The organism is Ruegeria sp. K7 (assembly GCF_056531785.1).
The window spans coordinates 88,726-111,485 of record NZ_JBQFMJ010000002.1; the positions used below are offsets into that span (position 1 = coordinate 88,726).

Annotated in this window: 24 protein-coding genes; 5 read left to right on the forward strand and 19 right to left on the reverse strand. The window is 60.7% G+C overall.

The annotated features are described in order from the left end of the window. Positions 1–47: 47 nt before the first annotated feature. The 12 genes from tilS to ruvC all read right to left on the reverse strand — a co-directional run bounded on the left by tilS (position 48) and on the right by ruvC (position 9,680). Complete coding sequence (tilS, locus tag ACR0FE_RS05105; protein WP_480911494.1) at positions 48–1,301, reverse strand: tRNA lysidine(34) synthetase TilS; 1,254 nt, start codon at positions 1,299–1,301, stop codon at positions 48–50. Further along, the gene (gene ybgF / locus ACR0FE_RS05110; protein ID WP_170807817.1) at positions 1,298–2,122 is read right to left on the reverse strand and encodes a tol-pal system protein YbgF; all 825 of its coding nucleotides are present in this window, start codon (positions 2,120–2,122) and stop codon (positions 1,298–1,300) included. The genes tilS and ybgF overlap by 4 nt, the downstream gene beginning before the upstream one ends. 4 nt (positions 2,123–2,126) lie before the next feature. After that, positions 2,127–2,630, reverse strand: a complete 504-nt coding sequence (gene pal, locus ACR0FE_RS05115) for a peptidoglycan-associated lipoprotein Pal (protein ID WP_170613312.1) — start codon at positions 2,628–2,630, stop codon at positions 2,127–2,129. A gap of 88 nt (positions 2,631–2,718) precedes the next feature. Continuing rightward, positions 2,719–4,038, reverse strand: a complete 1,320-nt coding sequence (tolB, locus tag ACR0FE_RS05120; protein ID WP_480911497.1) for a Tol-Pal system beta propeller repeat protein TolB — start codon at positions 4,036–4,038, stop codon at positions 2,719–2,721. Next, positions 4,035–5,129: an energy transducer TonB family protein gene (locus ACR0FE_RS05125; RefSeq protein ID WP_170613316.1), complete on the reverse strand. Its 1,095-nt coding sequence runs from the start codon at positions 5,127–5,129 to the stop codon at positions 4,035–4,037. The genes tolB and ACR0FE_RS05125 overlap by 4 nt, the downstream gene beginning before the upstream one ends. 9 nt (positions 5,130–5,138) lie before the next feature. Next, positions 5,139–5,615, reverse strand: coding sequence for a protein TolR (gene tolR / locus ACR0FE_RS05130; protein WP_170807746.1), 477 nt, complete (start codon positions 5,613–5,615; stop codon positions 5,139–5,141). A gap of 1 nt (position 5,616) precedes the next feature. Beyond that, a complete protein-coding gene (gene tolQ, locus ACR0FE_RS05135) occupies positions 5,617–6,312 on the reverse strand; it encodes a protein TolQ (protein ID WP_480911499.1) in 696 nt (231 codons plus the stop codon). A gap of 105 nt (positions 6,313–6,417) precedes the next feature. Beyond that, entirely contained in the window at positions 6,418–6,801 is a 384-nt protein-coding gene (ybgC, locus tag ACR0FE_RS05140) for a tol-pal system-associated acyl-CoA thioesterase (protein ID WP_480812663.1), read from the reverse strand. After that, positions 6,798–7,421, reverse strand: a complete 624-nt coding sequence (locus ACR0FE_RS05145; protein WP_480911501.1) for a hypothetical protein — start codon at positions 7,419–7,421, stop codon at positions 6,798–6,800. Before ACR0FE_RS05145 ends, ybgC begins: the two co-directional genes overlap by 4 nt. A 63-nt stretch (positions 7,422–7,484) precedes the next feature. Then, on the reverse strand, positions 7,485–8,504 hold the full coding sequence (gene ruvB, locus ACR0FE_RS05150; protein ID WP_480911503.1) for a Holliday junction branch migration DNA helicase RuvB: 1,020 nt from the start codon (positions 8,502–8,504) through the stop codon (positions 7,485–7,487). A 4-nt stretch (positions 8,505–8,508) separates the two neighbouring features. Beyond that, positions 8,509–9,186: a Holliday junction branch migration protein RuvA gene (ruvA, locus tag ACR0FE_RS05155; protein WP_480911504.1), complete on the reverse strand. Its 678-nt coding sequence runs from the start codon at positions 9,184–9,186 to the stop codon at positions 8,509–8,511. Beyond that, entirely contained in the window at positions 9,183–9,680 is a 498-nt protein-coding gene (ruvC, locus tag ACR0FE_RS05160) for a crossover junction endodeoxyribonuclease RuvC (RefSeq protein ID WP_480911506.1), read from the reverse strand. Before ruvC ends, ruvA begins: the two co-directional genes overlap by 4 nt. A gap of 333 nt (positions 9,681–10,013) precedes the next feature. On the opposite strand from ruvC, the gene ACR0FE_RS05165 reads away from it, so the two are divergent. Beyond that, positions 10,014–10,226: a DUF1127 domain-containing protein gene (locus ACR0FE_RS05165; protein WP_170613332.1), complete on the forward strand. Its 213-nt coding sequence runs from the start codon at positions 10,014–10,016 to the stop codon at positions 10,224–10,226. 89 nt (positions 10,227–10,315) lie between these two features. On the opposite strand, the gene ACR0FE_RS05170 is transcribed toward ACR0FE_RS05165, so the two are convergent. From ACR0FE_RS05170 to ACR0FE_RS05185, 4 genes are all read right to left on the reverse strand, one after another. After that, complete coding sequence (locus ACR0FE_RS05170) at positions 10,316–10,660, reverse strand: hypothetical protein (RefSeq protein WP_170678184.1); 345 nt, start codon at positions 10,658–10,660, stop codon at positions 10,316–10,318. Between the two features lie 103 nt (positions 10,661–10,763). Beyond that, entirely contained in the window at positions 10,764–11,636 is an 873-nt protein-coding gene (locus ACR0FE_RS05175) for a 50S ribosomal protein L11 methyltransferase (protein ID WP_321251453.1), read from the reverse strand. 66 nt (positions 11,637–11,702) lie between these two features. Continuing rightward, positions 11,703–12,935, reverse strand: coding sequence for an MFS transporter (locus tag ACR0FE_RS05180; protein WP_170678188.1), 1,233 nt, complete (start codon positions 12,933–12,935; stop codon positions 11,703–11,705). 80 nt (positions 12,936–13,015) lie between these two features. Next, positions 13,016–15,211 carry a primosomal protein N' gene (locus ACR0FE_RS05185; RefSeq protein WP_480911510.1) on the reverse strand — a complete coding sequence of 732 codons (2,196 nt, stop codon included), beginning with the start codon at positions 15,209–15,211 and terminating at the stop codon, positions 13,016–13,018. Between the two features lie 88 nt (positions 15,212–15,299). Here ACR0FE_RS05185 and fsa point away from each other — a divergent pair, with 88 nt between their 5' ends. The 4 genes from fsa to ACR0FE_RS05205 all read left to right on the forward strand — a co-directional run bounded on the left by fsa (position 15,300) and on the right by ACR0FE_RS05205 (position 18,555). Beyond that, complete coding sequence (fsa, locus tag ACR0FE_RS05190; RefSeq protein WP_170613342.1) at positions 15,300–15,953, forward strand: fructose-6-phosphate aldolase; 654 nt, start codon at positions 15,300–15,302, stop codon at positions 15,951–15,953. Positions 15,954–16,147: 194 nt separating this feature from the next. Continuing rightward, entirely contained in the window at positions 16,148–16,855 is a 708-nt protein-coding gene (locus ACR0FE_RS05195; protein ID WP_480905740.1) for a DUF484 family protein, read from the forward strand. Further along, positions 16,852–17,772, forward strand: coding sequence for a tyrosine recombinase XerC (locus ACR0FE_RS05200; protein ID WP_480911512.1), 921 nt, complete (start codon positions 16,852–16,854; stop codon positions 17,770–17,772). The genes ACR0FE_RS05195 and ACR0FE_RS05200 overlap by 4 nt, the downstream gene beginning before the upstream one ends. A gap of 87 nt (positions 17,773–17,859) precedes the next feature. Beyond that, a complete protein-coding gene (locus ACR0FE_RS05205; protein ID WP_480911514.1) occupies positions 17,860–18,555 on the forward strand; it encodes a CDP-alcohol phosphatidyltransferase family protein in 696 nt (231 codons plus the stop codon). Between the two features lie 2 nt (positions 18,556–18,557). Here the strand turns inward: ACR0FE_RS05205 and ACR0FE_RS05210 are convergent, their stop codons facing one another. The 3 genes from ACR0FE_RS05210 to ileS form a co-directional block, all read right to left on the reverse strand. Beyond that, positions 18,558–19,025: a hypothetical protein gene (locus tag ACR0FE_RS05210; RefSeq protein ID WP_170613349.1), complete on the reverse strand. Its 468-nt coding sequence runs from the start codon at positions 19,023–19,025 to the stop codon at positions 18,558–18,560. Between the two features lie 76 nt (positions 19,026–19,101). Further along, positions 19,102–19,560, reverse strand: coding sequence for a methylated-DNA--[protein]-cysteine S-methyltransferase (locus ACR0FE_RS05215; protein WP_480905746.1), 459 nt, complete (start codon positions 19,558–19,560; stop codon positions 19,102–19,104). A gap of 134 nt (positions 19,561–19,694) precedes the next feature. Continuing rightward, complete coding sequence (gene ileS, locus ACR0FE_RS05220; protein WP_480911517.1) at positions 19,695–22,607, reverse strand: isoleucine--tRNA ligase; 2,913 nt, start codon at positions 22,605–22,607, stop codon at positions 19,695–19,697. Positions 22,608–22,760 lie beyond the last annotated feature (153 nt).

A 22,760-nucleotide genomic window follows, 5' to 3' on the forward strand; every position in this document is an offset into this window, starting at 1 on the left:
TGAGGATCCGCCGCTTGCTCCTTAAAATAGAGAGGATTGTGGCAGGTTCAATGCGATAAAATCATAGCATAAAACTCGGGCCAATTTGGCATCATTTCGGCATGCCAGCCATTTGGAGATCCGGAAAGCGGGGCAGACACGACCGTATCGCGTGTCCAGACCGCAGGCGTGGACATCAGTGCGCGCCGGGGCAAGCGTGCTTCACGCCAATCCAGCAGTTGTTTCAGCCCGTCCTCGCCCAGCGCGCGGATTTCGGCATCTGGAATTGTGGGGCCGGACACCACCCAGCGTCGGTCCCAAGGCTGGTTACACGCGGCCGTTACACCCTGAAGCGCCTTTAGTTCCCTGCAAATCCACGCATTATCGCGTTCTGTGAAGACCAGACAGCCTCCGATGGTGCTGGTCCGGCGATTCAATAATGCTTCCAGCGCCTGATCCACATTTGACTGGCGCGGCGGATACCCCTCTCCCGCGATCCAGTTGATGGTCGCGATCAGAAGGCGGCGCTGGATCTCGCGCGGCAACGCCGCAAAACCTGCGGGATCAATGCAGACAGCGCCGTCTTTCACTTCGGTGATCTTGCGGGCGGATTCCTGCGTATACCGCGCCAAAGCATCACGGGCTTGTGCAAGATTTTCTGCCACCCGGGCCAGAGACTGCGCGGTGATGCCAATCGGTTCAAGGCTTGCCAGAGCCTGCCGCCCCTTGATCCGGTCAAATCGGGTATCGTGATTCGACGGGTCCTCGATCCAATCAGCGCCGATCTCGCGTAGATAAGTGCGCAGTTCCTGACGCGAGATATCCAGCATCGGTCGAAGCAGCAAAACCCCGTCTCGTGCGCGAACAGACGGCATCGATGACAGGCCGGTGACGCCGGCCGCGCGCGCCAGCCTCATCAGAACGGTTTCGGCCTGATCGTCTGCCGTGTGCCCAAGGGCAATGGCCTCCACCCCATTGCGACCGGCCCATTCCGTCAGCAACGCGTAACGCGCCTGACGGGCCTGATCCTGCAGGTTTCCGCTGCCATCCCACCCTTGCCAGAGCAGAGTATCATGCGACAGCCCAAGACTTCCTGCCTGCGCGGCCACCGTTTCTGCCTCGGCCGCTGCTTCAGGCCGCAGGCCATGATTCACGGTTGCTGCCAGAACTGTCACCCCTTCAGCCTGTGCTATGCCATGCAGAAGATGCATCAGCGCAACCGAGTCGCCGCCGCCCGAAACCGCCACACCGATACGGCGCGGCAGTGTTTTCGGCAGTCGCTCGCGGATCTGAGCTGTCAGAGAAGCTGCACTTCGGGTCAAGAACAACCCAGAGACGCCATTTCCTGCGTGGCGTCCGAGACCGTGCTGGAGGATGGGAAACGCACCCCAACCTCGCCCAACGTGATACAGGCCTGATCGGTTTGTCCCAATCGCCCCAGCGCGGCCCCCAGTTCAAACAGCGCTTCGGGGGCAAAGGCCCCTTCGGAATCACCGGTAAAGCTCGCCAGGAATGCCCGGGCGGCTTCCCGGGTATCGCCCAGACCTTCCAGCGCCTGGCCACGTTTCAAGTGCGCCTCGGGTGCAAGCGGACTGCCGGGATATGAGGTGTCGAATTGCGCGAATCCATCTGCGGCAGACTGAAAGTCACCATCAGCCAGCGCCTGCGACGCTGCATCAAAATCAGCGCGTTCACCCACGGCAAGTTCACCCTGACCCGAGTTGGTCGGCTCAATTGGCGCAGGAGCGACGGCGACATCGGTCGCGGTTTCCCCGCCTAGGGTCGACGTTTCGCCCAACGTGCTGAGATCGCCCCCTTCCAGTTCGACCAGCCGGAATTCCAGATCGCCAATTCGATTGGTGCCATCGGTCACAACGCTCTGGATACGTTGGTTCAGCTGTTCGGTCTGCCGGGTCAGGCGCTGCAACTCGGCCTCAATGGCGTCAACGCGTTCCAGTACGGAACTGCCGGACAGGTTCGGAGCCGGGGAGCCGGTGGTCGAAAACTCGCGCTTGAGGCGCTGGATTTCCACGTGCAGCACCGTCAGTTCCTGCCGGATATCCGCCAGCGTCTGCTGATCCTGCGCCTTTGCCACGCCGGCGCTCAGCACGACCGCCGCCAGAACCCATCCTGCAATTCGCATCATCTTACCCCAGTGTTGAGCCGGTCAGCACCGTCACAGCGCGGCGGTTCTTGGAATAGCAATCCTCGGTGCTGCAAATCTCGATCGGGCGTTCCTTGCCATAGCTGACCGTGGTCAGACGGCTACCCGCCACCCCCCGCGAGATCAGATATTCACGCGCGGCGTTCGCCCGGCGCGCGCCCAGCGCAAGGTTGTATTCGCGTGTGCCCTGTTCGTCGGCGTGACCTTCGATCATCGCCACAAAATCCGGGTTTGCCATCAGCCAGTCGGCCTGCCCCTGCAGAACGGTCTGCGCCTGCGCGGTCAGGGTGGATTGGTCGACCTCGAACAGCACCCGGTCCCCGACCGTCTGCTGGAAATAGGCAGGCGAGCGTGGGTCGCTTGGCGATCCTGGCAGGATCGAACCGCTGCCGCCTGCGCCGCCGCCCAGTGCCGATGGATCATTGTTTGTACAGGCCGCGATCACGCTCAGCGCGCCCAAGGCCAGGATTTTGCCCAATACGTTCATTTCAGGTGCCTCGTGGATTTGTTTGTTTATTGCCGTCTCTTTAGCACAGCCAGAGTTTCATGTGAACTTTGCCGATCCGCTGACCCGATCAATTCTGCAAAGGCCCCCAGGACGGGTCGCTGCCGCCATCCGGCGTGCGGACCGGGCGCAGGTTCCGGCCGGAAATATCCACCGAATACAGCGTCGCCCGTCCGCTTGCGCCCTGGGTCTCGCGGGTGAACATGATCACGCGACCATTGGGCGACCACGTGGGGCCTTCGTCCAGGAAGGACGAGGTCAGCAAGCGTTCTTCACTGCCGTCCGTACGCATGACACCGATGTGGAAACGGCCCTTGTTCTGCTTGGTGAAGGCGATCAGGTCACCACGCGGCGACCAGACCGGCGTGCCATACCGGCCCTGCCCGAAACTGATGCGTGTCGGTTCACCCCCGCCGGCGGGCATGATGTAGAGTTGCGGCGTGCCAGAGCGGTCGCTTTCGAACACGATCTGCGAACCGTCCGGCGAATAACTAGGTGCGGTTTCGATTGCGGGCGTGTTCGTCAGGCGGACGCTTTGGCCCGACGCAAGGTCCATCTTCCAAAGGTCGGTATTACCGCCCTGAATCAGCGAATAGACGATCGAGCGCCCATCCGGCGAGAAGCGCGGCGAGAAACTCATCGTGCCGTCCTGCGTCTTGAGTTCACGCCGTTTGACCCGGCCCACGTCCAGAACGTAAATCCGGGGGCTGCCGCTTTCATAACTTGTGTAAAGCAACTGCTCGCCGGTAGGGGAAAAGCGCGGAGCCAGAACGATGGTCGAGCTGTCGGTCAGATACTGAACATTGGCTCCGTCGTAATCCATGATCGCCAGCCGCTTCAGGCGCTGGTCCTTGGGGCCGCTTTCCGACACAAACGCAACCCGGCTGTCGAAATATCCGCCCTCGCCTGTCACCCGGCTATAAACCTGATCGGCCACTTTATGCGCCATGCGCCGCCAGCCATCCGTGGTGCCTGCAAACTGCAACCCGCTGCCCAGTTCCTGACCCGAGAAAACATCCCAGACCCGGAAACGGACGGTCAGCTTTTTGCCTGACACGTTGACCGCGCCCGTCACCAACGCTTCGGCATTGATGGCCTTCCAGTCCGCAAACTGAAGCGGGGCCTCGAAGCTTGTCACCTGACTGATGAACGCATCCGATGAGATTTCGCGAAACAGCCCGGTGCCAGTCAGATCCGCCGCAACAACGCGCGAGATGTCCTGCGCGTATTGCGCCGCGGTAGGACTGTCCGGTACGAAATTTGGAACGGCAAAGGGCAAGGGTTCGATAATACCCTGATCCAATTCCAACCGCAGCGGCCCGCTTTGTGCAAAAACCGGCGCCGACAGAAGCGTCAGGCCAATAAAGAGGCTGGTCAGAAGTTTCATCATTTGATCCGCATCCTCTCGGGATTGAATGTAATCTCAATATCCTGCCACTGCGCGTATTTGTCAGCAGGCAGGTCGTATCCTTTGGCTCCGCAACGCAAAATAGCGCGCCGAGCGGCCTCGTAGGCCTGTTTTGCAGCCCCTGAAGAGCCGCCTGAGCTGTCGAGCAACTGCAAGCTGCCGCCAACAACCTTACCATCCGGGGTCAGAGAAAAGCCGACCACAACGACTGTCTGCAAGGCGTCCGTCGACAACGATCCGACATTCCAGCATTTCGATACCGCCAGCCGCATCGCGTCCTTTTCACCACTGGTCAGCGGTGGCCCCGATGGCTCGTCATTCTGTCCCAACGCATCGGCCAGCGCATCCTCGATGGCCTGCTGGTCACTTTGCGCCGGTTCTTCGGGGGCTTCCGGGGCTTCGGCCACCACGGGTTCGGCCGGAGGTTGCGGGCGGCTGGGACGCGTTCGGGGGCGCGGGGAAGTCTGGGGCGACAATTCCTGCGTCTCTTCCGCCTCGGTCACGATCTGATCCGTGGCTTCCTCGGGCGCGGTCTGATCCTGTTGCTCCTGCTGGGTCTCGGCCCCTTCATCCAGGGATACGGCGGGGGTTTCGATGTCATCCGGTTTTGCCTCGGGCGGCGGCGGGGCCACCGGCTCGGGCGCAACCTTGTCAGCGGAATTGGGCAGGGATTCCGGACCCGGCGTCGGCAACGCAGCGACTTCCGGATCAGGTTGGTCCAGCGTCGGGGGTTGTTCGATCACTTCCGGCTCGGGCGGGGCTTCCACCGGCTCGGGCAAAGGATCAGGCTCGGGCTCGGACGCGACAATCGGCTCGGGTTCTGGTTGTTCTTCGGGTGTCGGTTCAGGGGCGTTGGCCACTTCGGGCTCTTCAGGCGGCTGCAATTCAGCGGGCGGCGACGGAACCTGGGGCGCGTCGCGTTGCGCGGTCATCGCAGCAAACTGTTCAGCCGTGACCACAGATACCTCCTGAACGGCCATAGGCAAAGGCTCGGACCGGAACGTGCCGCCAAACAGCGCCCATCCGATCAGACCTACGTGGGCAATCGCCGAGATCTTGGTGCCGGTATCCACCGCGCGGCCTCACTCTCCACCTTCGTCAAATGTCGGCCCGCCGGTATCGGTCACAAGGCCCACATTCGAAAACCCGCCGGCATTCAGCGCCCCCATCACCTGCATCACCTGCGCGTAGGGAATTGCGCCGTCCGCCCGCAGGAACACCCGGTCACTGGTACGCTCAACCGCAATGGCCCTGAGTTTTCCGATCAGATCGGCACGCGCGACGTCCGTGGTCTGGATCTGCACCCGCCCGTCCGCTGTCAGTGTGACGGTCAGCGGTTCCTCATTGTCACCCGGCAGGGCACTGGCCGCCGTCTTGGGCAGGTCCACGGGCACCCCCACGGTCAGCAGCGGGGCCGCCACCATGAAGATGATGAGCAGCACAAGCATGACATCTACAAATGGCGTCACGTTGATCTCAGCCATCGGCTGGGCGCGACCACGCCGCCGCCCCCGCCTGCGGCCGTTTCCGCCCGAGGGTTGCTGAACCGCCGCACCCATCTCAGCTGTCCAACTGCCGCGACAGGATGGTGGCGAATTCGTCGGCAAACGCTTCATACCCGCCAACGATCCGATCACTGTCCGCGCTGAGCTTGTTGTAGAAAATCACCGCCGGGATCGCGGCCAGCAGGCCCAGACCGGTGGCCAGAAGCGCTTCGGCAATACCGGGCGCAACAACGGCAAGGTTGGTGTTCTGCTGCTCGGCGATCTCGATAAAGGCGTTCATGATGCCCCATACGGTGCCGAACAAACCGATAAATGGCGCGGTCGAGCCGACCGTGGCCAATATGGGCAGACCTTTTTGCAGTGTTTCCGCCTCTTTTGCGATGGCCACATCCATCGACCGGTCAATCCGTGCCGTCGCGCCGGCAATCAAGCCGCCGTCATTTCGGTGTGACCTGCGCCACTCGATCATGCCGGCGGCGAATATCTTCTCGGAACTGCCGTCCGGTCGCGTCCCGATCTGTTCGAACAGCTCATCCAGCGGATTGCCGGACCAGAAGGATTCATCAAAAACCTCCGCTTCGCGTCGCGCTGCGCGGTAATTGATCAGTTTCTGAATGATGATCGCCCAGGACCAGAACGATGCGACGACCAGTATCAGCATCACCAGTTTGACGATAAATGTCGCGCGGGCAAACAGCCCCCACATGGAGAAGTCGATCTCCTGCGCCAGCGCCAGCGTTTCAGCTTCCATGAACCTGCTCTTTGTTTTGCCTGACAGCCATTTGGCCTTGTTTTGCCAAACGCTAACGCAGTTGGTATCGAAAAGCCAACAGAACCACCCCGGCTGAGTAAATTGTTACATCAATGCGCGAATCTCTGCCGGAAGACGGATCGGCCTGCCTTCGCTATTGATGCAAACGGCGGTCACGGTGGCGCGGAAAATCTCGGTTTCGCCGCGCCGGACAAGCTGCGCCATGGTCAGGCGCACTCCTGAAATCGAAACCATCTCGGTTTCGACGATCAGTTCATCATCAAACTTGGCCGGCGACAGATAATCCGCCTCGATCCGGCGCACGACCCAGACAATCCCCTGATCCCGCATCGCGTTCTGGTCATTGCCGAGGTTGCGCACCCAGTCCGACCGTGCCCGTTCAATAAAACGCAGGTAATTCGCATGATAGACAACACCGCCCATGTCGGTGTCTTCGTAATAGACCCGGATGGGAAAGACGTGCTTCATTGTGGCTGCTCCAGACGCGCAAACAATCGCAATGCGTGAGACGCATCCTGCGCCATTCCCGGCAAAATCGGATCATAGGCGGCCCGGATAAGCGCGGAGATTTCAGGGCGCAGAATTGTCGTTCCGCCAGCTACGGCCAGCGGAGACTGCGACCGGAACGCAGCATCGGACCACAACAAAACGGTCTGTACCACCTGCCCCAGCGCAAGCGTTTCGGCAGGAATTTTGGACAATTCGCCATCCATCTTCAAAAACACGAACGCCGCCCGGATGGTCCCGTCCTCCTCGAACCGGAATATACGGTACTGGTTGGCATCCGCCTCCATCAGCCGCCCGACCAGAGGAGCCAGATCAGGGATCAGACGGTCCAGATCGGGCACCTCCAGCAATTCCTGCCAGTCGCGAAAAAAGAAGACCATGCAGTTCGCGCCCAGTTCCGGATCGGTCTCGGCCATCTTGTGGCCAGCTAGCGCGACAACCGCCTCGAACGCGCCCTTGATCACGGAAAGCGTATCATCTTCGACGCCAAAGACGATCGGCACGATCGGTCGCCCCCAACGCGCGAACAGGAACTCGCCGCTTTCACGCGTAAAAAGTGCTTCGATTTCTTCCGGTGTCACGGCCGACCCTTCATCTTTTCAAAAATACTCTCGCCGAAGGCATAAAACCCATGGCGCACCGCATCAACCAAACAGATCGCTCTGCCCCCGGGGCGCCGCCATTCCCAAATGGGTCCATGCCTTCTGCGCCAGCATCCGCCCACGCGGTGTGCGTTGTATCAGGCCCTGCTGCAACAAATAGGGCTCAATCACTTCTTCGAGCGAATCCCGGCTTTCTGACAGCGCTGCTGACAAGGTTTCGATTCCCACGGGGCCGCCCGCGTAATTCTCTGCGATCAGCTTCAGATAACGCCGGTCCGCGCCATCCAGCCCCAGGTTGTCCACACCCAGACGCGTCAGGGCACCATCGGCCAGATCGCGTGTAATCCGTCCATCGCCCTCGACAATGGCAAAATCGACCACGCGCCGCAGCAGCCGCCCGGCGATCCGCGGGGTTCCGCGCGAACGCCGGGCAATCTCGCGCGCGCCTTCATCATCAGCCGGAGCACCCAGCTTGCGCGCGTTACGGGTGACGATCTCGTGCAGTTCGTCGACCGTGTAGAACTGCAACCGCGTTGGAATACCAAACCGGTCGCGCAAAGGCGTGGTCAGAAGCCCCATGCGAGTCGTAGCGCCCACCAGAGTGAACGGCTGCAATTCGATCCGCACGGTGCGCGCCGCAGGACCTTCACCGATCACCAGATCCAGCTCGAAATCCTCCATCGCCGGGTACAGCACCTCTTCAACAGCCGGGTTCAGACGGTGGATTTCGTCGATGAACAACACGTCCCGCGATTCCAGATTGGTCAGGATCGCCGCCAGATCGCCCGCCTTGGCCAGCACGGGGCCCGAAGTCATGCGGAAACTCACCCCCAGCTCGCGCGCCATGATCTGCGCCAGCGTGGTTTTCCCAAGCCCCGGCGGGCCATGGAACAACGTGTGATCCATCGCCTCGCCTCGCTGGCGGGCTGACTGGATGAAGATGCGCAGATTGGCTCTTGCCTCGGCCTGACCGATAAATTCGTCCAGCCCCTGCGGACGCAGCGCTCGGTCATTGTCTTCCGGCAACGGATCGGGGCGCAGGGCGGGATCGGCGTCTACCATTCATTCACCCTTTCGGAGCAAGCAGTTTCAAAGCGGCCCGGATCAGTTCCGCCTCACCCGCGTCGGGCAGGTTGGCTGCGGCTTCGGCCACGGCCGATGCCGCTTCGGACGGTCCATACCCCAGATTGGACAAGGCCGACAAAGCCCCCGCAGTAGCAGCCGCCGAACCCGAGACTGGCCTGACCGTCGGTTTGGCGACTGGTGCAGGTTCGGACGATTCGACCACTTCCAGTTCGGGACCGCTCATCGCCTCGGTCACCGTGCCGCCCATTGCCATCACGCCCGGAGCCTTGTCCTTGAGGTCCAGCACAATTCGCTGCGCCGTCTTAGGTCCGACACCCTTGGCCGCCTTGACCGCACCCCAGTCACCCAACGCAATGGCGCGGCTGACCCCGTCCGGTCCCAGTGCGGACAGAATGGCTAGCGAGACCTTGGCCCCAACGCCCTGCACCGAACACAGCAAGCGATGCCATTCCTTTTCGACCAGCGACAGAAACCCGTAAAGCTGCATGAGGTCCTCACGCACGACCATCTCGGTGTAGATCGAGACGCCCTCACCCACACCCGGTAGTGCCGCCATGGTCCGGTCCGAACAGTAGACGATATAGCCGACCCCGCGCACATCAATCAGCACGTGGTCTGCCGCGCGATAATCCAGCCGCCCGGTCAATTTTCCGATCATGCCCGCACCTCTTTCATCCGCGCCTGAGGCGCCGCGCCGTAATAGGAATGACAGATAGCAATCGCCAGCGCATCCGCCGCGTCCGCCCCTTTGGGCTGACACCCCGGCAGTTGCAGCTTGACCATATGCAGCACCTGCTCTTTTTCGGCGTGACCCACACCGACCACGGTTTTCTTGACCCGGTTGGGCGCATATTCCCCGACCGTCAAACCGGCCTTCGCCAGCGTCAGCAACGCCACGCCGCGCGCCTGACCCAGTTTCAGCGTTCCGGCCCCGTCCTTGTTGACGAATGTCTGCTCGATCGCGGCCTGATCCGGTCGATACTCGGCTATGACCTCGACGATCTGGTTGTGCAGGGACAAAAGGCGTTCACCCAGATCGTCCCCGTCCGACTTGCACAACCCGTTGGCGACATGGCTCAGACGGCTGCCATTTGATTCGATGATGCCCCATCCCAGGGTTCTCAGCCCCGGATCAATGCCTAGAATTCGCATGTTGTGCCTTTGGCCTGCTCGGGTTCGTGTGATTTTTTTATCAACTAGCACGAAGCAAGAACATTTTCCAAGCGAATTGACCCAAAGGCCAAAAACGACAGACCTGTCTCAACGGCGACAGATGGACCCTTTTTGCGACCCGGAATGTCCTGTTTCCGCCACCTAATGAAAGAGAAATTCATCAATGATTTAAGGGAATTTAATGAAACTCGAGCTCTGCAGAAATTGCATAGGACACATGCAAATTCCGCTCTTGTGCCGGCGATATGACATCACTAGATGCCCGGCAGATCGCAAGATCAGACAGTAACACAAACCAGAAGGAAACAGGATATGGCTGCACTGGATACAACCCGCACCGCCACTGGCTCGTTCGGCCTCGTTGGCCGTATCGGCGAAACTTTCGCAGCGGTCGTCAACGCCGTTGTCGAATGGAATGACGCCCGCGTTACCCGCAACGCGCTGAGCGGTCTGACCGACCGTGAACTGGAAGATATCGGCCTGTGCCGCGGCGACATCGACGTCGTTGCCGAAGGCCGCCGCTAAGACGGCAAACGCCCACTCACAGCTTCTTTACGGAGCAAAAAAACACCGCGCAGCCAGAAGCAGCGCGGTGTTTTTTGATTCAGGCAAAGTCAGTAGAGGACTTTGTTAAGCTGAACCGAGAGAAACTCTGTCATCGGGTCCACCTGCATGATCCAGGCTCCTGCCTGCTCAACCGAGGTGCCCTGGCTTAGGGTGTCAATGCGGTGGTCATAACCGGTTGGACCAAGGCTGGACAGCAGAAACGCCTTGAAGGCAAAGAACCCGCAGATGCAGAACAGCAGAACCTTTGCAGGGATCGCCGATCTGACGCGTTGTGGTTTCATCACCACCAGACCATCCTTGCGCATCGTCGCACGATAGCCGTGGCTCATCTTGCTGTGCTTCTTGTTCAGGCGATTGACGCGCTGATCGAACTCCAGTTGTTTTACCGTCATGGCAGCCTCCTAAAACCGCCCCCCGCTGACTTGAATGACGGTAGAAACAGATTGCGACAAAAAAGAGGCAAAAAACCACAAAACTCCTGCAAATGGCCCTGAATTAGCCCTGTTTGCTTAAGATCAGCGTCGTCCAGTCACCAATCTGGCCGCGATGATGGGTATTGAACCCATTTTGTAAATAAACGGAAACGACGTCATCGGCCTGTTCGTTCAGAATCCCTGACAGAATCGCGTAGCCTCCAGAGCGCAGATTCGCTGAAATTTCCGGTGCCAGAGCCACCAGCGGACCTTTCAGAATATTTGCAAAGATCAGGTCATAGGGCGCATGCGATTGCAGTTCGGGGTGATCGAAGCCCGCCGCCTCGATACAGAGCACCTGACCGGACATCCCGTTTGCCTTCAGGTTGGCCTCGGCCACGTCAACCGCGACCTGGTCAATATCGCTGGCCAGAAACTGCCCGTCCCAGACCCGCGCGGCGGCCATTGCCAGAACAGCAGTGCCACAGCCGATATCTGCCACTTTCGCCGCCGAGAACCCTTCGTCAAGCAACCGATCCAACGCCTTGAGGCATCCAAGGGTCGTGCCATGGTGCCCCGTGCCAAACGCCATCGCGGCCTCGATCAGCAGAGGGATACGGCCTTCGGGCAGCTTGTCCGCATCATGGCTGCCATAGACAAAGAACCGCCCCGCCTCGACCGGTGCCAGTTCCCGGCGGACATGCGCGACCCAGTCGGTTTCGGGCAGTTCCGAAACGACAAAGGGCTTCGCCCCGAACGCAGCGGCCAGAACGGCCAGCGCGGTTTCATCGGGGGCTTCGGTGAAGTAACCGCCAACCTCCCACAGGCCCGAGTCGTCTTCGACCTCGAACACGCCCACGCCAGTTGGTTCCGGGTCCAGACGCTCCATCGCTTCGCCCAGGCTTTCGGCGGCTTTCTTCCCGTTCAGTGTCGTGAGCGCAGTGAATGTGGGCATCGGGGCCTCCTGTCCAATCTCGCACTGCGCCTAGGGCCACCGGCCGCCAAGGTCAAGCGCTGGCGCCTATTCGGCGGGGGCGGGGGCGTATTTCGACAGGATGGTTTCGTTGCCCGGTTCCGGGTGACGCGGGATCAGCAGGGACAGACCCAGCGAGACCAGCGCCATGGCAGCAGCCAGCCCGAAAACGGCGCCGGGCGAGACAACCCACAGGAGCCCCAGCAATGCAGGCAGGAACACAGCCGCGATATGGTTGATCGTGAAAGCCACCGCCGCCGTGGGCGCAATATCCGCCGGGTCGGCGATCTTCTGGAAATAGGTCTTCAACGCCAATGCCAGCGCGAACAGTACGTGGTCGATCACGTATAGGATTGCGGCCAGCAGCACGCCCCAGCCAAACCAGTAGATACCGCCATAGGCCGCGAACACGATCGCCAGACCGGTATATTCAAAAATCAGCGTGCGGCGTTCGCCGAACATCGCCACCGCTTTGCCCAACATGGGCGCAGCGGTCATGTTGATCAGCAGATTGATCAGATACAGCCCTGTCAGTTCGTGCACGTCAAAACCGAACTTCTCGACCATCATGAAACCGGCGAAAACAATGAAAATCTGCCGCCGGGCCCCGGCCATGAATTGCAGCGCATAATACAGCCAATACCGGCGGCGGAGTATGATCTTCTTTGTCTGCGGCGTCGGCGCATCGAATTGCGGGTAAGCGACCAGGCACAACAAGCCAAGCAGCGCCGTCAGCCCCCCGGCCGCCATGAATACCGTGTTATAGGACAGATCGAACCGGTCCCATGTCAGAACGATCAGGCCGTAGACCACCAGAGTCGAGGCAGACCCCATCGCCACCAGCCATCCCAGCACTTGCGGCGCGCGGTCTTTGGGCAACCATTGCAGTTGCAGCGACTGGTTTACCGTTTCGTAGTAGTGAAAGCCGATCGAGCTGAACAGCGTCACAAACAGCAACCCGCCAAGGCTGGGAAACCAAGCGGTGACGGCCGTTGCAACACCCAGCAGCATCAGCGAGATCATCGCCAGCACCTGTTCGCGAATGAACAGGATCACGGCAATCACGCCGACGGCCAGAAAGCCCGGAATTTCCCGCACCGTATGCAGCAGACCGATATCCGCACCATCAAAATTCGCCACCTCGATGACAAAGTTGTTCAACAGCGCGCTCCACGCATTGAACGCGATGGGCATGGTCAATGCCATCACGAAAAGGAGCGTGACCGGACGGCGCCAGAACGGAAGGCTCTGCGCCTCAGAAAGCGGCATGGGTTTCAGCATGGGACTCCCTCTACGCCCATTTGAACAGTTTGGCGAGAGGGAAGCGGCATGCGCACAGCAGGCCTGCGCAGATGCAGACGTCAGTAGAAGCTTTGCGGGTCGATATCCACGGAAAGTCGGATATCGCCTTTCAGGCGCAAAGGCGCGATCCAGCGCGCGATCGCGTCCTGAATGGGCGCGCCCTTCGGCGCTTTGACCAGCAGCCGCACCCTGTGGCGGCCACGGATGCGGGCGATGGGCGCCGGGGCCGGACCAAACACCTGCGCGCCCACGTCACGCAGCGGCGCGTCATTGCGGGCCATGGCATTGCCGATGTCGAAAACCGGGCCGACCTCGGGGCCCGACAGAACAATTCCAGCCATGCGGCCATAAGGCGGCACGCCTGCCGCCTGCCGCCCGGCGGCCTCGGCCTTCCAGAAACCTTCTTCATCGCCGGACAGAATGGCGCGGATGACAGGATGTTCCGGTTGAAAGGTCTGCAACAGCGCCTGCCCGGGCTTGTCGGCCCGACCGGCTCGACCCGCAACCTGCCGCATCAACTGGAAGGTCCGCTCGGCAGCCCGCAGGTCTGCGCCATGCAGGCTGAGATCCGCGTCGATAACTCCGACCAGCGTCAGCTTTGGAAAGTTGTGCCCTTTGGCCACCAGCTGTGTCCCGATGACGAGATCCGCGTCGCCTTCGGCAATCTCTTCAATCTTGGCCTTCAGCGCCCGCGCCGAGCCGAACAGGTCGGAACTGAGCATCGCGATATTCGCCTCGGGAAAGGTCGCTTCGGCCTCTTCCGCCAGCCGCTCGATTCCCGGCCCGACCGGGGCCAGCTTGCCTTCGACCCCGCAGGACGGACAGGTCTCGGGCATCGGTTTGGTTTCGCCGCATTGATGGCACATAAGGCGTTTCAAAAAGCGATGCTCGACCATCCGCGCGTCACAGTGATCACAGGCAATCTGTTCACCGCAAGCGCGGCAGAGCGTCACCGGCGCGTAGCCACGGCGGTTGATGAACAGCAGCGATTGTTCACCCTTCTCGATCCGCTGTCGTACTGCCTGCCGCAGGGACGGGGAAATCCACGTCCCTGCCTGCATCTGTTCGGCGCGCATGTCGATGGGCTTCATCTCCGGCAGGACTGCCGCCCCGAACCGCGACGTCAGATCGAGACGCTCGTATTTCCCGGCCTCGGCGTTGGCCCAGCTTTCCAATGAGGGCGTGGCACTGGCCAGAATCACCCGCGCGCAACAGATGGCCGAGCGCAGGACCGCCATGTCGCGGGCGCTGTAAAGCACGCCATCCTCTTGCTTGTAAGAGGTATCATGTTCCTCATCGACAACAACCAGCCCCAGATGGCGGAACGGCAGGAATAGCGCCGACCGGGCGCCGACCACCAGTTGCGCATCCCCCTGCCCGACCATCCGCCAGACCCGGCGGCGTTCGGTCATGGTCGCGCCCGAGTGCCATTCGGCCGGCCGCGCGCCGAACCTTGCCTCGACCCGGGTCAGAAACTCGGCGGTCAGGGCAATCTCTGGCAGCAAGACCAGCGCCTGCCGCCCTTGCCGCAAAGTCTCGGCCACCGCTTCCAGATACACCTCGGTCTTGCCGGACCCGGTCACACCCTTCAGCAACGTCGTGCCATAATTCCCCGTCCGCTGCCCGGCTCGCAGCCGCGCGACCGCCTCTGCCTGATCATCTGTCAGCTCCTTTCCGGGCAAATCCGGGTCCAGACGCGGATAGGGCAGATCTCGCGGGCTGTCCTCTTCCCGAACCGCGCCTTGCTTGACCAAGCCCTTGACGACCGAGGACGTCACCCCTGCCTGTTCAGCCAACTCCTTCAGCGTAAAGGCCAGCCCGCCATAGTCGCGCAACACTTCCAGCACGCGGGCACGTGCATCCGTCATCCGGTCAGGTTGCCCTTCGCCAAGGCGATAGATCTTGCGCATAGACGGCGGATCACCCAGCCCCGGCGCGCGGGTCGCCAGACGCAGCATCGCGGGCATCGGCGTCAGCGTGTAATCGGCCACCCGCCCCAGAAACACGCGCATCTCCTCTCGCATCGGCGCAACTTCGAGCACACGTATGACCGACCGCGCCTTGGCAAGGTCAAAGCCCCCCTGCCCCGGCCCCCAGACCACGCCAAGAACCTTGCGCGGCCCCAATGGTACTTCGACAAACGCCCCCAGAAAACACCCACCCTCGGGCGCCTCATAGTCCAACGTCCGGTCCAGCGGCTGCGTCGTCAGCACCGCAACCAGGTCTCCTTCGTCGAAAAATCCGTTAGCGCTCACGGCATATCCTTCGCAGGGGGTTCCAGCATGGGTCTCTTTGAGGTAAAGCCATCCGCAACCAAGGCCAACCCATCAAAGGACTGCCCTCATGAAATTCTTTGTAGACACCGCCGAGATCGATGCCATCGCCGAACTGAACGATCTGGGCATGGTGGACGGCGTTACCACCAACCCGTCGCTGATCCTGAAGTCGGGACGCGACATTCTGGAAGTGACCAAGGAAATCTGCGATCTGGTCGACGGGCCTGTGTCTGCCGAAGTGGTCGCAACCGAAGCCGACGACATGATCGCTGAAGGCCGCAAGCTGGCCAAGATCGCCCCCAACATCGCTGTAAAAGTGCCGCTGACATGGGCTGGTCTGAAAACATGCAAAACGCTGACCGACGAAGGCCAGATGGTCAACGTGACTCTCTGCTTCTCCACCAATCAAGCCATTCTGGCAGCCAAGGCTGGTGCGACTTTCATCTCGCCGTTCATCGGACGTCTGGACGACATCAACCTTGATGGCATGGATCTGATCGCCGACATCCGTCAGGTTTATGACAATTACGGGTTCGAAACTGAAATTCTGGCCGCCTCGATCCGCACCGTGAACCATGTGACCGACAGCGCGCGCATCGGTGCCGACGTGATCACAGCGCCACCCGCCGTCATCAAGAAACTGGCCGATCACCCGCTGACCGACAAGGGTCTCGAGACCTTCCTGGCCGACTGGGCCAAGACCGGCCAGAAAATCCTCTGATCCATTGCACAACAGCGCGGCGCCGTCTGGCGCCGCGCCCGGCCCAACGGCCGAGGCCTGATCCCCGATCAGGCGCAGGCAGGCGGGAGCCCCCGCATCAGACCTGAGAAAACCCGTCAAAGCTGCATTTTTTCCAAGGCAATCGCGGCAAGCCATGTTATAGTCCGGCACAACAAAAAAAGACCGGACGGGATATGAGCAGTAACCCCAAACTCGAGGATAGCCTTCGCGCCGCGATTCTGGCTGAACCAGACGCCGTGCTGGATGACAAGGACCTGATGCAGGCCCTGGTGGCCGCGAACGAACAGGCGCGTGGCGAAAATGTCATCGACCTGCGCGGCATCGCCATGCAGCGGCTTGAGGCGCGGCTGGACCGACTGGAAGACACCCACCGCTCGGTCATCGCGGCCGCTTACGAGAACCTTGCGGGCACCAATCAAGTACACCGCGCCATTCTGCGCCTGCTGGAGCCCGTCGAGTTCGAAGAATTCCTGCGCGCCCTGGGCAGTGACGTGGCCGATATTTTGCGCGTGGACCAGATCACTCTGGTTCTGGAAACCACAATCGAACAAAACGATCCCGCGATCGAAAAGCTGGGGGGCGTTCTGGCTGTGGTCGAGCCCGGCTTTGTCGACGCGTACCTCAACAGTGATCGCAGCAGATCCACGCGGGATGTCATTTTGCGCGAAACCCGGCAACACAGCCGCAGGATCTATGGTGCGCAGGCGGGGCATTTGCGGTCCGAAGCCTGCCTGCGGCTGAACCTGGGCACGGGTCGCCTGCCGGGCATGATCGTTATGGGCGCCCGGGATCCACGACATTTCACTCCACAACTGGGTACCGACCTTCTGACCTTTTTTGCCGGCGTATTTGAACGCTCCATGCGCCACTGGCTGTCGTGAGCCTGATTTCTCCGGCCTGCCGCGAGGCGCTGCAGCACTGGATTGACGGGCTTGCCGCGCTGGCCGGACGATCGGAGAACACGCAATCCGCCTATCGCGGAGATGTCAGCGACTTTCTGGCCTTCATGACCCTGCACCACAACGGGCAGCAGGGGCTGGCCGCGCTTGAACGGATCACGGTTTCGGACATGCGGGCCTGGATGGCGGATCAGCGCGGTAGCGGTGTGGGGGCGCGGTCGCTGGCACGCAAACTGTCCGCCGTCAAAAGCTTTTATCGCTGGCTGGCCGAGCGCGAAGGCTTTGAACCCACCGCCGTTTTGTCGACCCGCGCACCCAAATACACCCAAAAACTGCCCCGTCCGCTTGCCGAAGATGCGGCGCGCGCGATGATTGATACGGTCGAACTGCAATCCAGCTCGGATTGGGTCGCGGCCCGGGACATGGCGGTGGTCACACTGCTTTACGGGTGCGGATTGCGAATATCCGAAGCCCTGTCCCTGACAGGTAGGGATGTGCCTCTGCCAGCAACACTGCGGATTCTGGGCAAGGGCGGGAAGGAAAGGGTCGTGCCGGTTCTGCCAGTCGCCCGGCAGGCCGTGGAACGGTACACGTCGCTTTGTCCTCATTCCCTGGTGCCCTCAGAAGCGCTGTTTCGCGGTGTGCGGGGCGGGCCGCTAAACCCCCGTGCAATACAGGGCGTCATGGCGAAGGCTCGGATGCAGCTGGGCCTGCCTGCCACAGCCACCCCACATGCACTTAGGCACAGCTTTGCTACGCATCTTCTGTCGGCGGGTGGTGATCTGCGCGCAATTCAGGAATTGCTGGGGCATGCGTCGCTTTCGACCACGCAGACCTACACGGCAGTCGACAGCGCGCGCCTGATGGAAGTCTACAACCGGGCTCATCCCAAGGCCTGAACCGGATCACCACAGCCATTCGCCGGCGTTTGGTCATTGGTGACTTTTTGCTTTGCATCTCGTGGCCGCATCGTCCATGACACCCCCATGACATTGAGATTCAAAGCCCTTAGCGTTCATCTGTTCACCGCCACCGGTGCCGTTTTTGCAATGCTGGCCATGCTGGCCGCCGTCGAAGAAAAATGGAGCCTGATGTATCTCTGGCTTGTGGTCTCTTTCATCGTGGACGGTATCGATGGCCCGATGGCCCGCCACTACCACGTCAAGAAAAACGCGCCCGAGTTCGATGGCGTCCTGCTGGACCTGATCATCGACTACCTGACTTATGTGTTCATCCCCGCCTTCGCACTGTTCAAATCGGGGCTGATGGACGGCTGGACCGGCTGGTTCGCCATCATTGTCATCACATTTGCCAGCGCGATGTACTTTGCCGACACCCGAATGAAGACCAAGGACAACTCTTTTTCCGGCTTTCCCGGCTGCTGGAACATGTTCGTCATCGTGATCTTCGCACTCGAACCGAATTTCTGGGTGATCCTGCTGCTGGTCACGCTGCTATCATTGGCAATGTTCCTGCCGCTGAAATTCGTTCATCCGGTCCGGACCGAACGCTGGCGCAACCTGACTTTGCCAATGGCCCTGGCCTGGACGTTCTTTGCCGGATGGGCAGCCTGGGTCGATTTCCATCCCGAAAGCTGGGCGCACTGGGGGCTGGTCGTCACCAGCCTGTACCTGACCTTCGCGGGCATCGCTCAGCAGATGGTACCCGCGCGCGATAGCTGAAATTACAGGACCTCCTGCACTTCGAATTCGGTGCCATTATGGGTGAACACATCACCCTCCTGCAGGCCGGCCATGGCTAGGTAGATCGGGCTTTGCATGGAAATGCCCATGTAGGTGTTGCCGTCGACGTCAAACCGCGTCGTTGAAACACACACAACAAACCGCCGGTTGTTGAATTTGATCACCGCGCCGGGCTGCACCGTGTCGGTCAGGCTGAAATCAGTGTTTTCGATCACGTCGATCTTGGCATGATGGGCATGGACCGGCGCGTCGAAAGCTGCCGCCAGATCTGCATTCTCGCGCGAGGCAGCGATGTCGTCCTTGTCATGTCCTTCACGGTCATCCAGCTGCGAATCTTTCAGAAACGCATCATAATGCGCCTGCGCCGTGGCAAGCTCCTGCGCTTCAAGCGACATCAGCCGGTCGATAATTGCCTTCTTGCGGGCTGCAAGGTCTGCTTCAGTGGTCATTCAATGCGGTCCTTCAAATTCAGTATCGAATATAAGTTGGGCCGCAATCCGGGCGATTGCAACAGGTTTCCACTGTTCAGATAAGCAGGCTGGCGGCTCCTTCATGGCGCAACAGGGCAACCTTGGTCTCGACACCCCCGCACCCGGAAAACCCGACCATCCTTCCATTTGCCCCCAAAACGCGGTGGCACGGGATGATCACCGGGATCGGATTGCCGCCACAGCCGCGCCCCACCGCCTGCGCCGAATAGCCCAGCTCCTCTGCCAACTGGCCATAAGTCCGGGTCTCACCCAGCGGGATCGCGAACATTGCGTCGCAGACCCGGCGCTGAAACTCTGATCCCTTTATACGATAGGGCAGATCGAACCTTTGCAGGCGTTTCTGGTCGTAGGCCCGCATCTGCGCCGCCGCCTCGCGGAGCAACGGCGTATCAGGGGCATCGTCGGACCCGTCCCAAATCAGCCCCGTGATTGCCTCGTCTTCCTCGACGATGCCAAGGCGTCCAAACCGTGTGTCTACCGCAATCGTTCCCATTCGGTCATGCTGACAGACAGGTCACAGCCACCGCAACCCGAATCCAGACAATTCGCCCGTCTTTTGTTCAAAATACCTTTCGGAGAAAGGCAGAGCCTCACTAAAGGCCCTGCCCCATATCCGCCGGTAACGGATCAGCCCAGCGCTTCGTCGCAGCGCCCGCAGACGTCGTCATGCGCGTGGCGGCCCACGTCAGGCAGGATCTTCCAGCACCGTTGGCACTTCGCGCCTTCCGCCTTTTCGAACACCACTCCGACGCCTTCGATCTCGGGCACGCGAAACGCCTCGGCCGGGGCCGGATCGCCGGTCACCGACAGACCAGAGGTGATGCACATGTCATCCACATCAAACGTTGCCAGCAGATCGCGGGTTTCGGAGTCTTCGATATATACGATCGGCGCCGCCTCCAGGCTGGAGCCGATGACCTTGTCCTGGCGCTGCACTTCCAGCGCAGCGGTCACAGCACGGCGCACCCGGCGGATCTTGGCCATGGCTGTCTCAAGCTCGGCGTTGCGCCAGTCGGCAGGCGTCTCGGGGAAGTCCACCAGATGGACTGAACTGTCGTCGCCCGGGAACCGTTCCAGCCAGACTTCCTCCATGGTGAAGACCAGGACCGGCGCCAGCCAGGTGGTCAGGCGGTGGAACAGGGTATCCAGCACGGTGCGCGCGGACCGGCGGCGCAGCGTGTCGCCATCGCAATACAGCGCATCCTTGCGAATATCGAAATAGAACGATGACAGATCGACGGTCGCAAAGGTGAATACGGCACTGAACACGCCCTGGAAGTCGAACGCGGCGTAGCCCTTGCGTACTTGCTCATCCAGATCGGCCAGACGGCTGAGAACCCAACGCTCCAGTCGCGGCATATCCTCGGGCGCGACGCGATCCGCCTCGGAGAAGTCAGCCAGCGAACCCAGCATGAACCGCATGGTGTTGCGCAGGCGGCGATAGCTGTCGGCGGTGCCTTTGAGGATTTCCGGCCCGATCCGCTGGTCGGCGGTATAGTCGGTCTGAGCCACCCAAAGGCGCAGGATATCGGCACCATATTGCTTGATGACCTCTTCCGGCACGATGGTGTTGCCCAGCGATTTGGACATCTTGTTGCCCTTGGCATCCAGCGTGAAGCCGTGGGTCACAACGTTGCGATAAGGCGCACGGCCCTTGGTGCCGCAGGCCTGCAGCATGGACGAATGGAACCAGCCACGATGCTGGTCGGTCCCTTCCATGTAGACATCGGCGATGCCGTCTTCGGTGCCGTCCTCGCGATCACGCAGAACGAAAGCGTGGGTCGAGCCCGAGTCGAACCACACATCCAGCACGTCGAACACCTGATCGTAGTCATCGGGGTTGGCGATGCCGTTCAGGATCTTCTCTTTGAAGCCCTCGGTGTACCAGACGTCCGCGCCATCTGCCTCGAACGCCGCTTTGATACGCGCGTTCAGGTCTGCGTTGCGCAGCAGATAATCTGCGTCGGTCGGCAGAGCACCCTTTTTAGTGAAGCAGGTCAGCGGCACGCCCCAGGCGCGCTGGCGGGACAGAACCCAGTCCGGGCGCGCCTCTATCATGGAATACAAGCGATTGCGGCCCGTTTGCGGTGTCCACTTCACCAGTTCGTCGATGGAGCGCAGGGCCCGTTCGCGGATGGTGTCTCCCATCTCGCCCATGCCATCATCCAGCTTGCGGTCGACCGAGGCGAACCACTGCGGCGTGTTACGGTAGATGATCGGAGCTTTTGAGCGCCACGAATGCGGATAGCTGTGCTTGATCTTGCCCCGCGCCAGCAGTCCACCAACCTCGACCAGCTTGTCGATCACGGCTTTGTTCGCGTCACCCTCACCGCCCTTGCGGGACAGGATGAATTTGCCTCCAAAGAACGGCAGATCAGCGCGGAATGAGCCATCGTCCATCACGTTGTAGGTGATGACCTGTTCCAGCATCCCCAGATCGCGGTACAGCTCGAATTCTTCCATCCCGTGGGACGGTGCACAGTGAACGAAACCTGTGCCTTCGGTGTCGGTTACGAACTCAGCGGCGCGGAAGTCACGGATGTCGTCCCATTCACCATTGCCACCCTCGGCGCCGGCCAGCGGGTGGGTCAGCTGGACACCTTCCAGTTCATCGGCAGTCACATCGCGGACGCGGGTCCATTGGTCGTCGTTCAGGCGGGCGCGGCCAAGCACATCGGCGGCGAGATTGTCGGCCAGCAGGAATTTGTCGCCCACATTGGCCCAACATTCCTCCGGCGCTCCGGTGACTTCATAAAGGCCATAAGAGATGTCCTTGCCGTACACGACCGCTTTGTTCGACGGCATGGTCCAAGGCGTCGTGGTCCAGATCACCACAAAAGCGTCATCCAGATCGCCCGCATTTACGACCTTAAACTTCACCCAGATGGTGAAGCTTTCCTTGTCGTGATATTCGACCTCAGCCTCGGCCAGCGCAGTTTTCTCGATGGGCGACCACATCACGGGTTTGGAGCCCTGATAGAGCGTGCCGTTCATCAGGAATTTCATGAACTCGTCGGCGATCACTGCTTCGGCGTGATAGTCCATGGTGATGTAGGGGTCGGGCCAGTTGCCGGTGATACCCAGACGCTTGAACTCTTCGCGCTGGACGTCGATCCAACCTTCGGCGAACTTGCGGCATTCCTGACGGAAGTCGACGATGTTCACCTCGTCCTTGTTTTTGCCCTTCTTGCGATACTGCTCCTCGATTTTCCATTCGATGGGCAGGCCGTGACAGTCCCAGCCGGGCACGTAACGCGCGTCGAAACCCATCATCTGATGGGATCGCACGATCATGTCCTTGATGGTCTTGTTCAGCGCGTGGCCGATATGCAGGTGACCATTCGCGTAAGGAGGGCCATCATGCAGCGTAAAGGGCGTGCGGCCCTCTTTTTCACGCAAGCGGTCATAGACGCCGATGGTTTCCCACCGCTCCAGCCATGCGGGCTCGCGCTTGGGCAGGCCGGCGCGCATCGGGAACTCGGTTTTGGGCAGGTTCAGCGTGTCTTTGTAGTCAGGTGTCTGGATCGTATCGGCGCACATTTGGGGCGTCCCTTGGATGATCTGGTCTTACTAGGATCGAAGCGTTCGGTGCGAAGTCTCAAACACCTTTGCCCGGCGTCTCAGAGGGTCAGAGCGCCGGGGATATAATTCGAATAATGATGGCCAGACGGTCATGCATGGCAGGCTTATAAG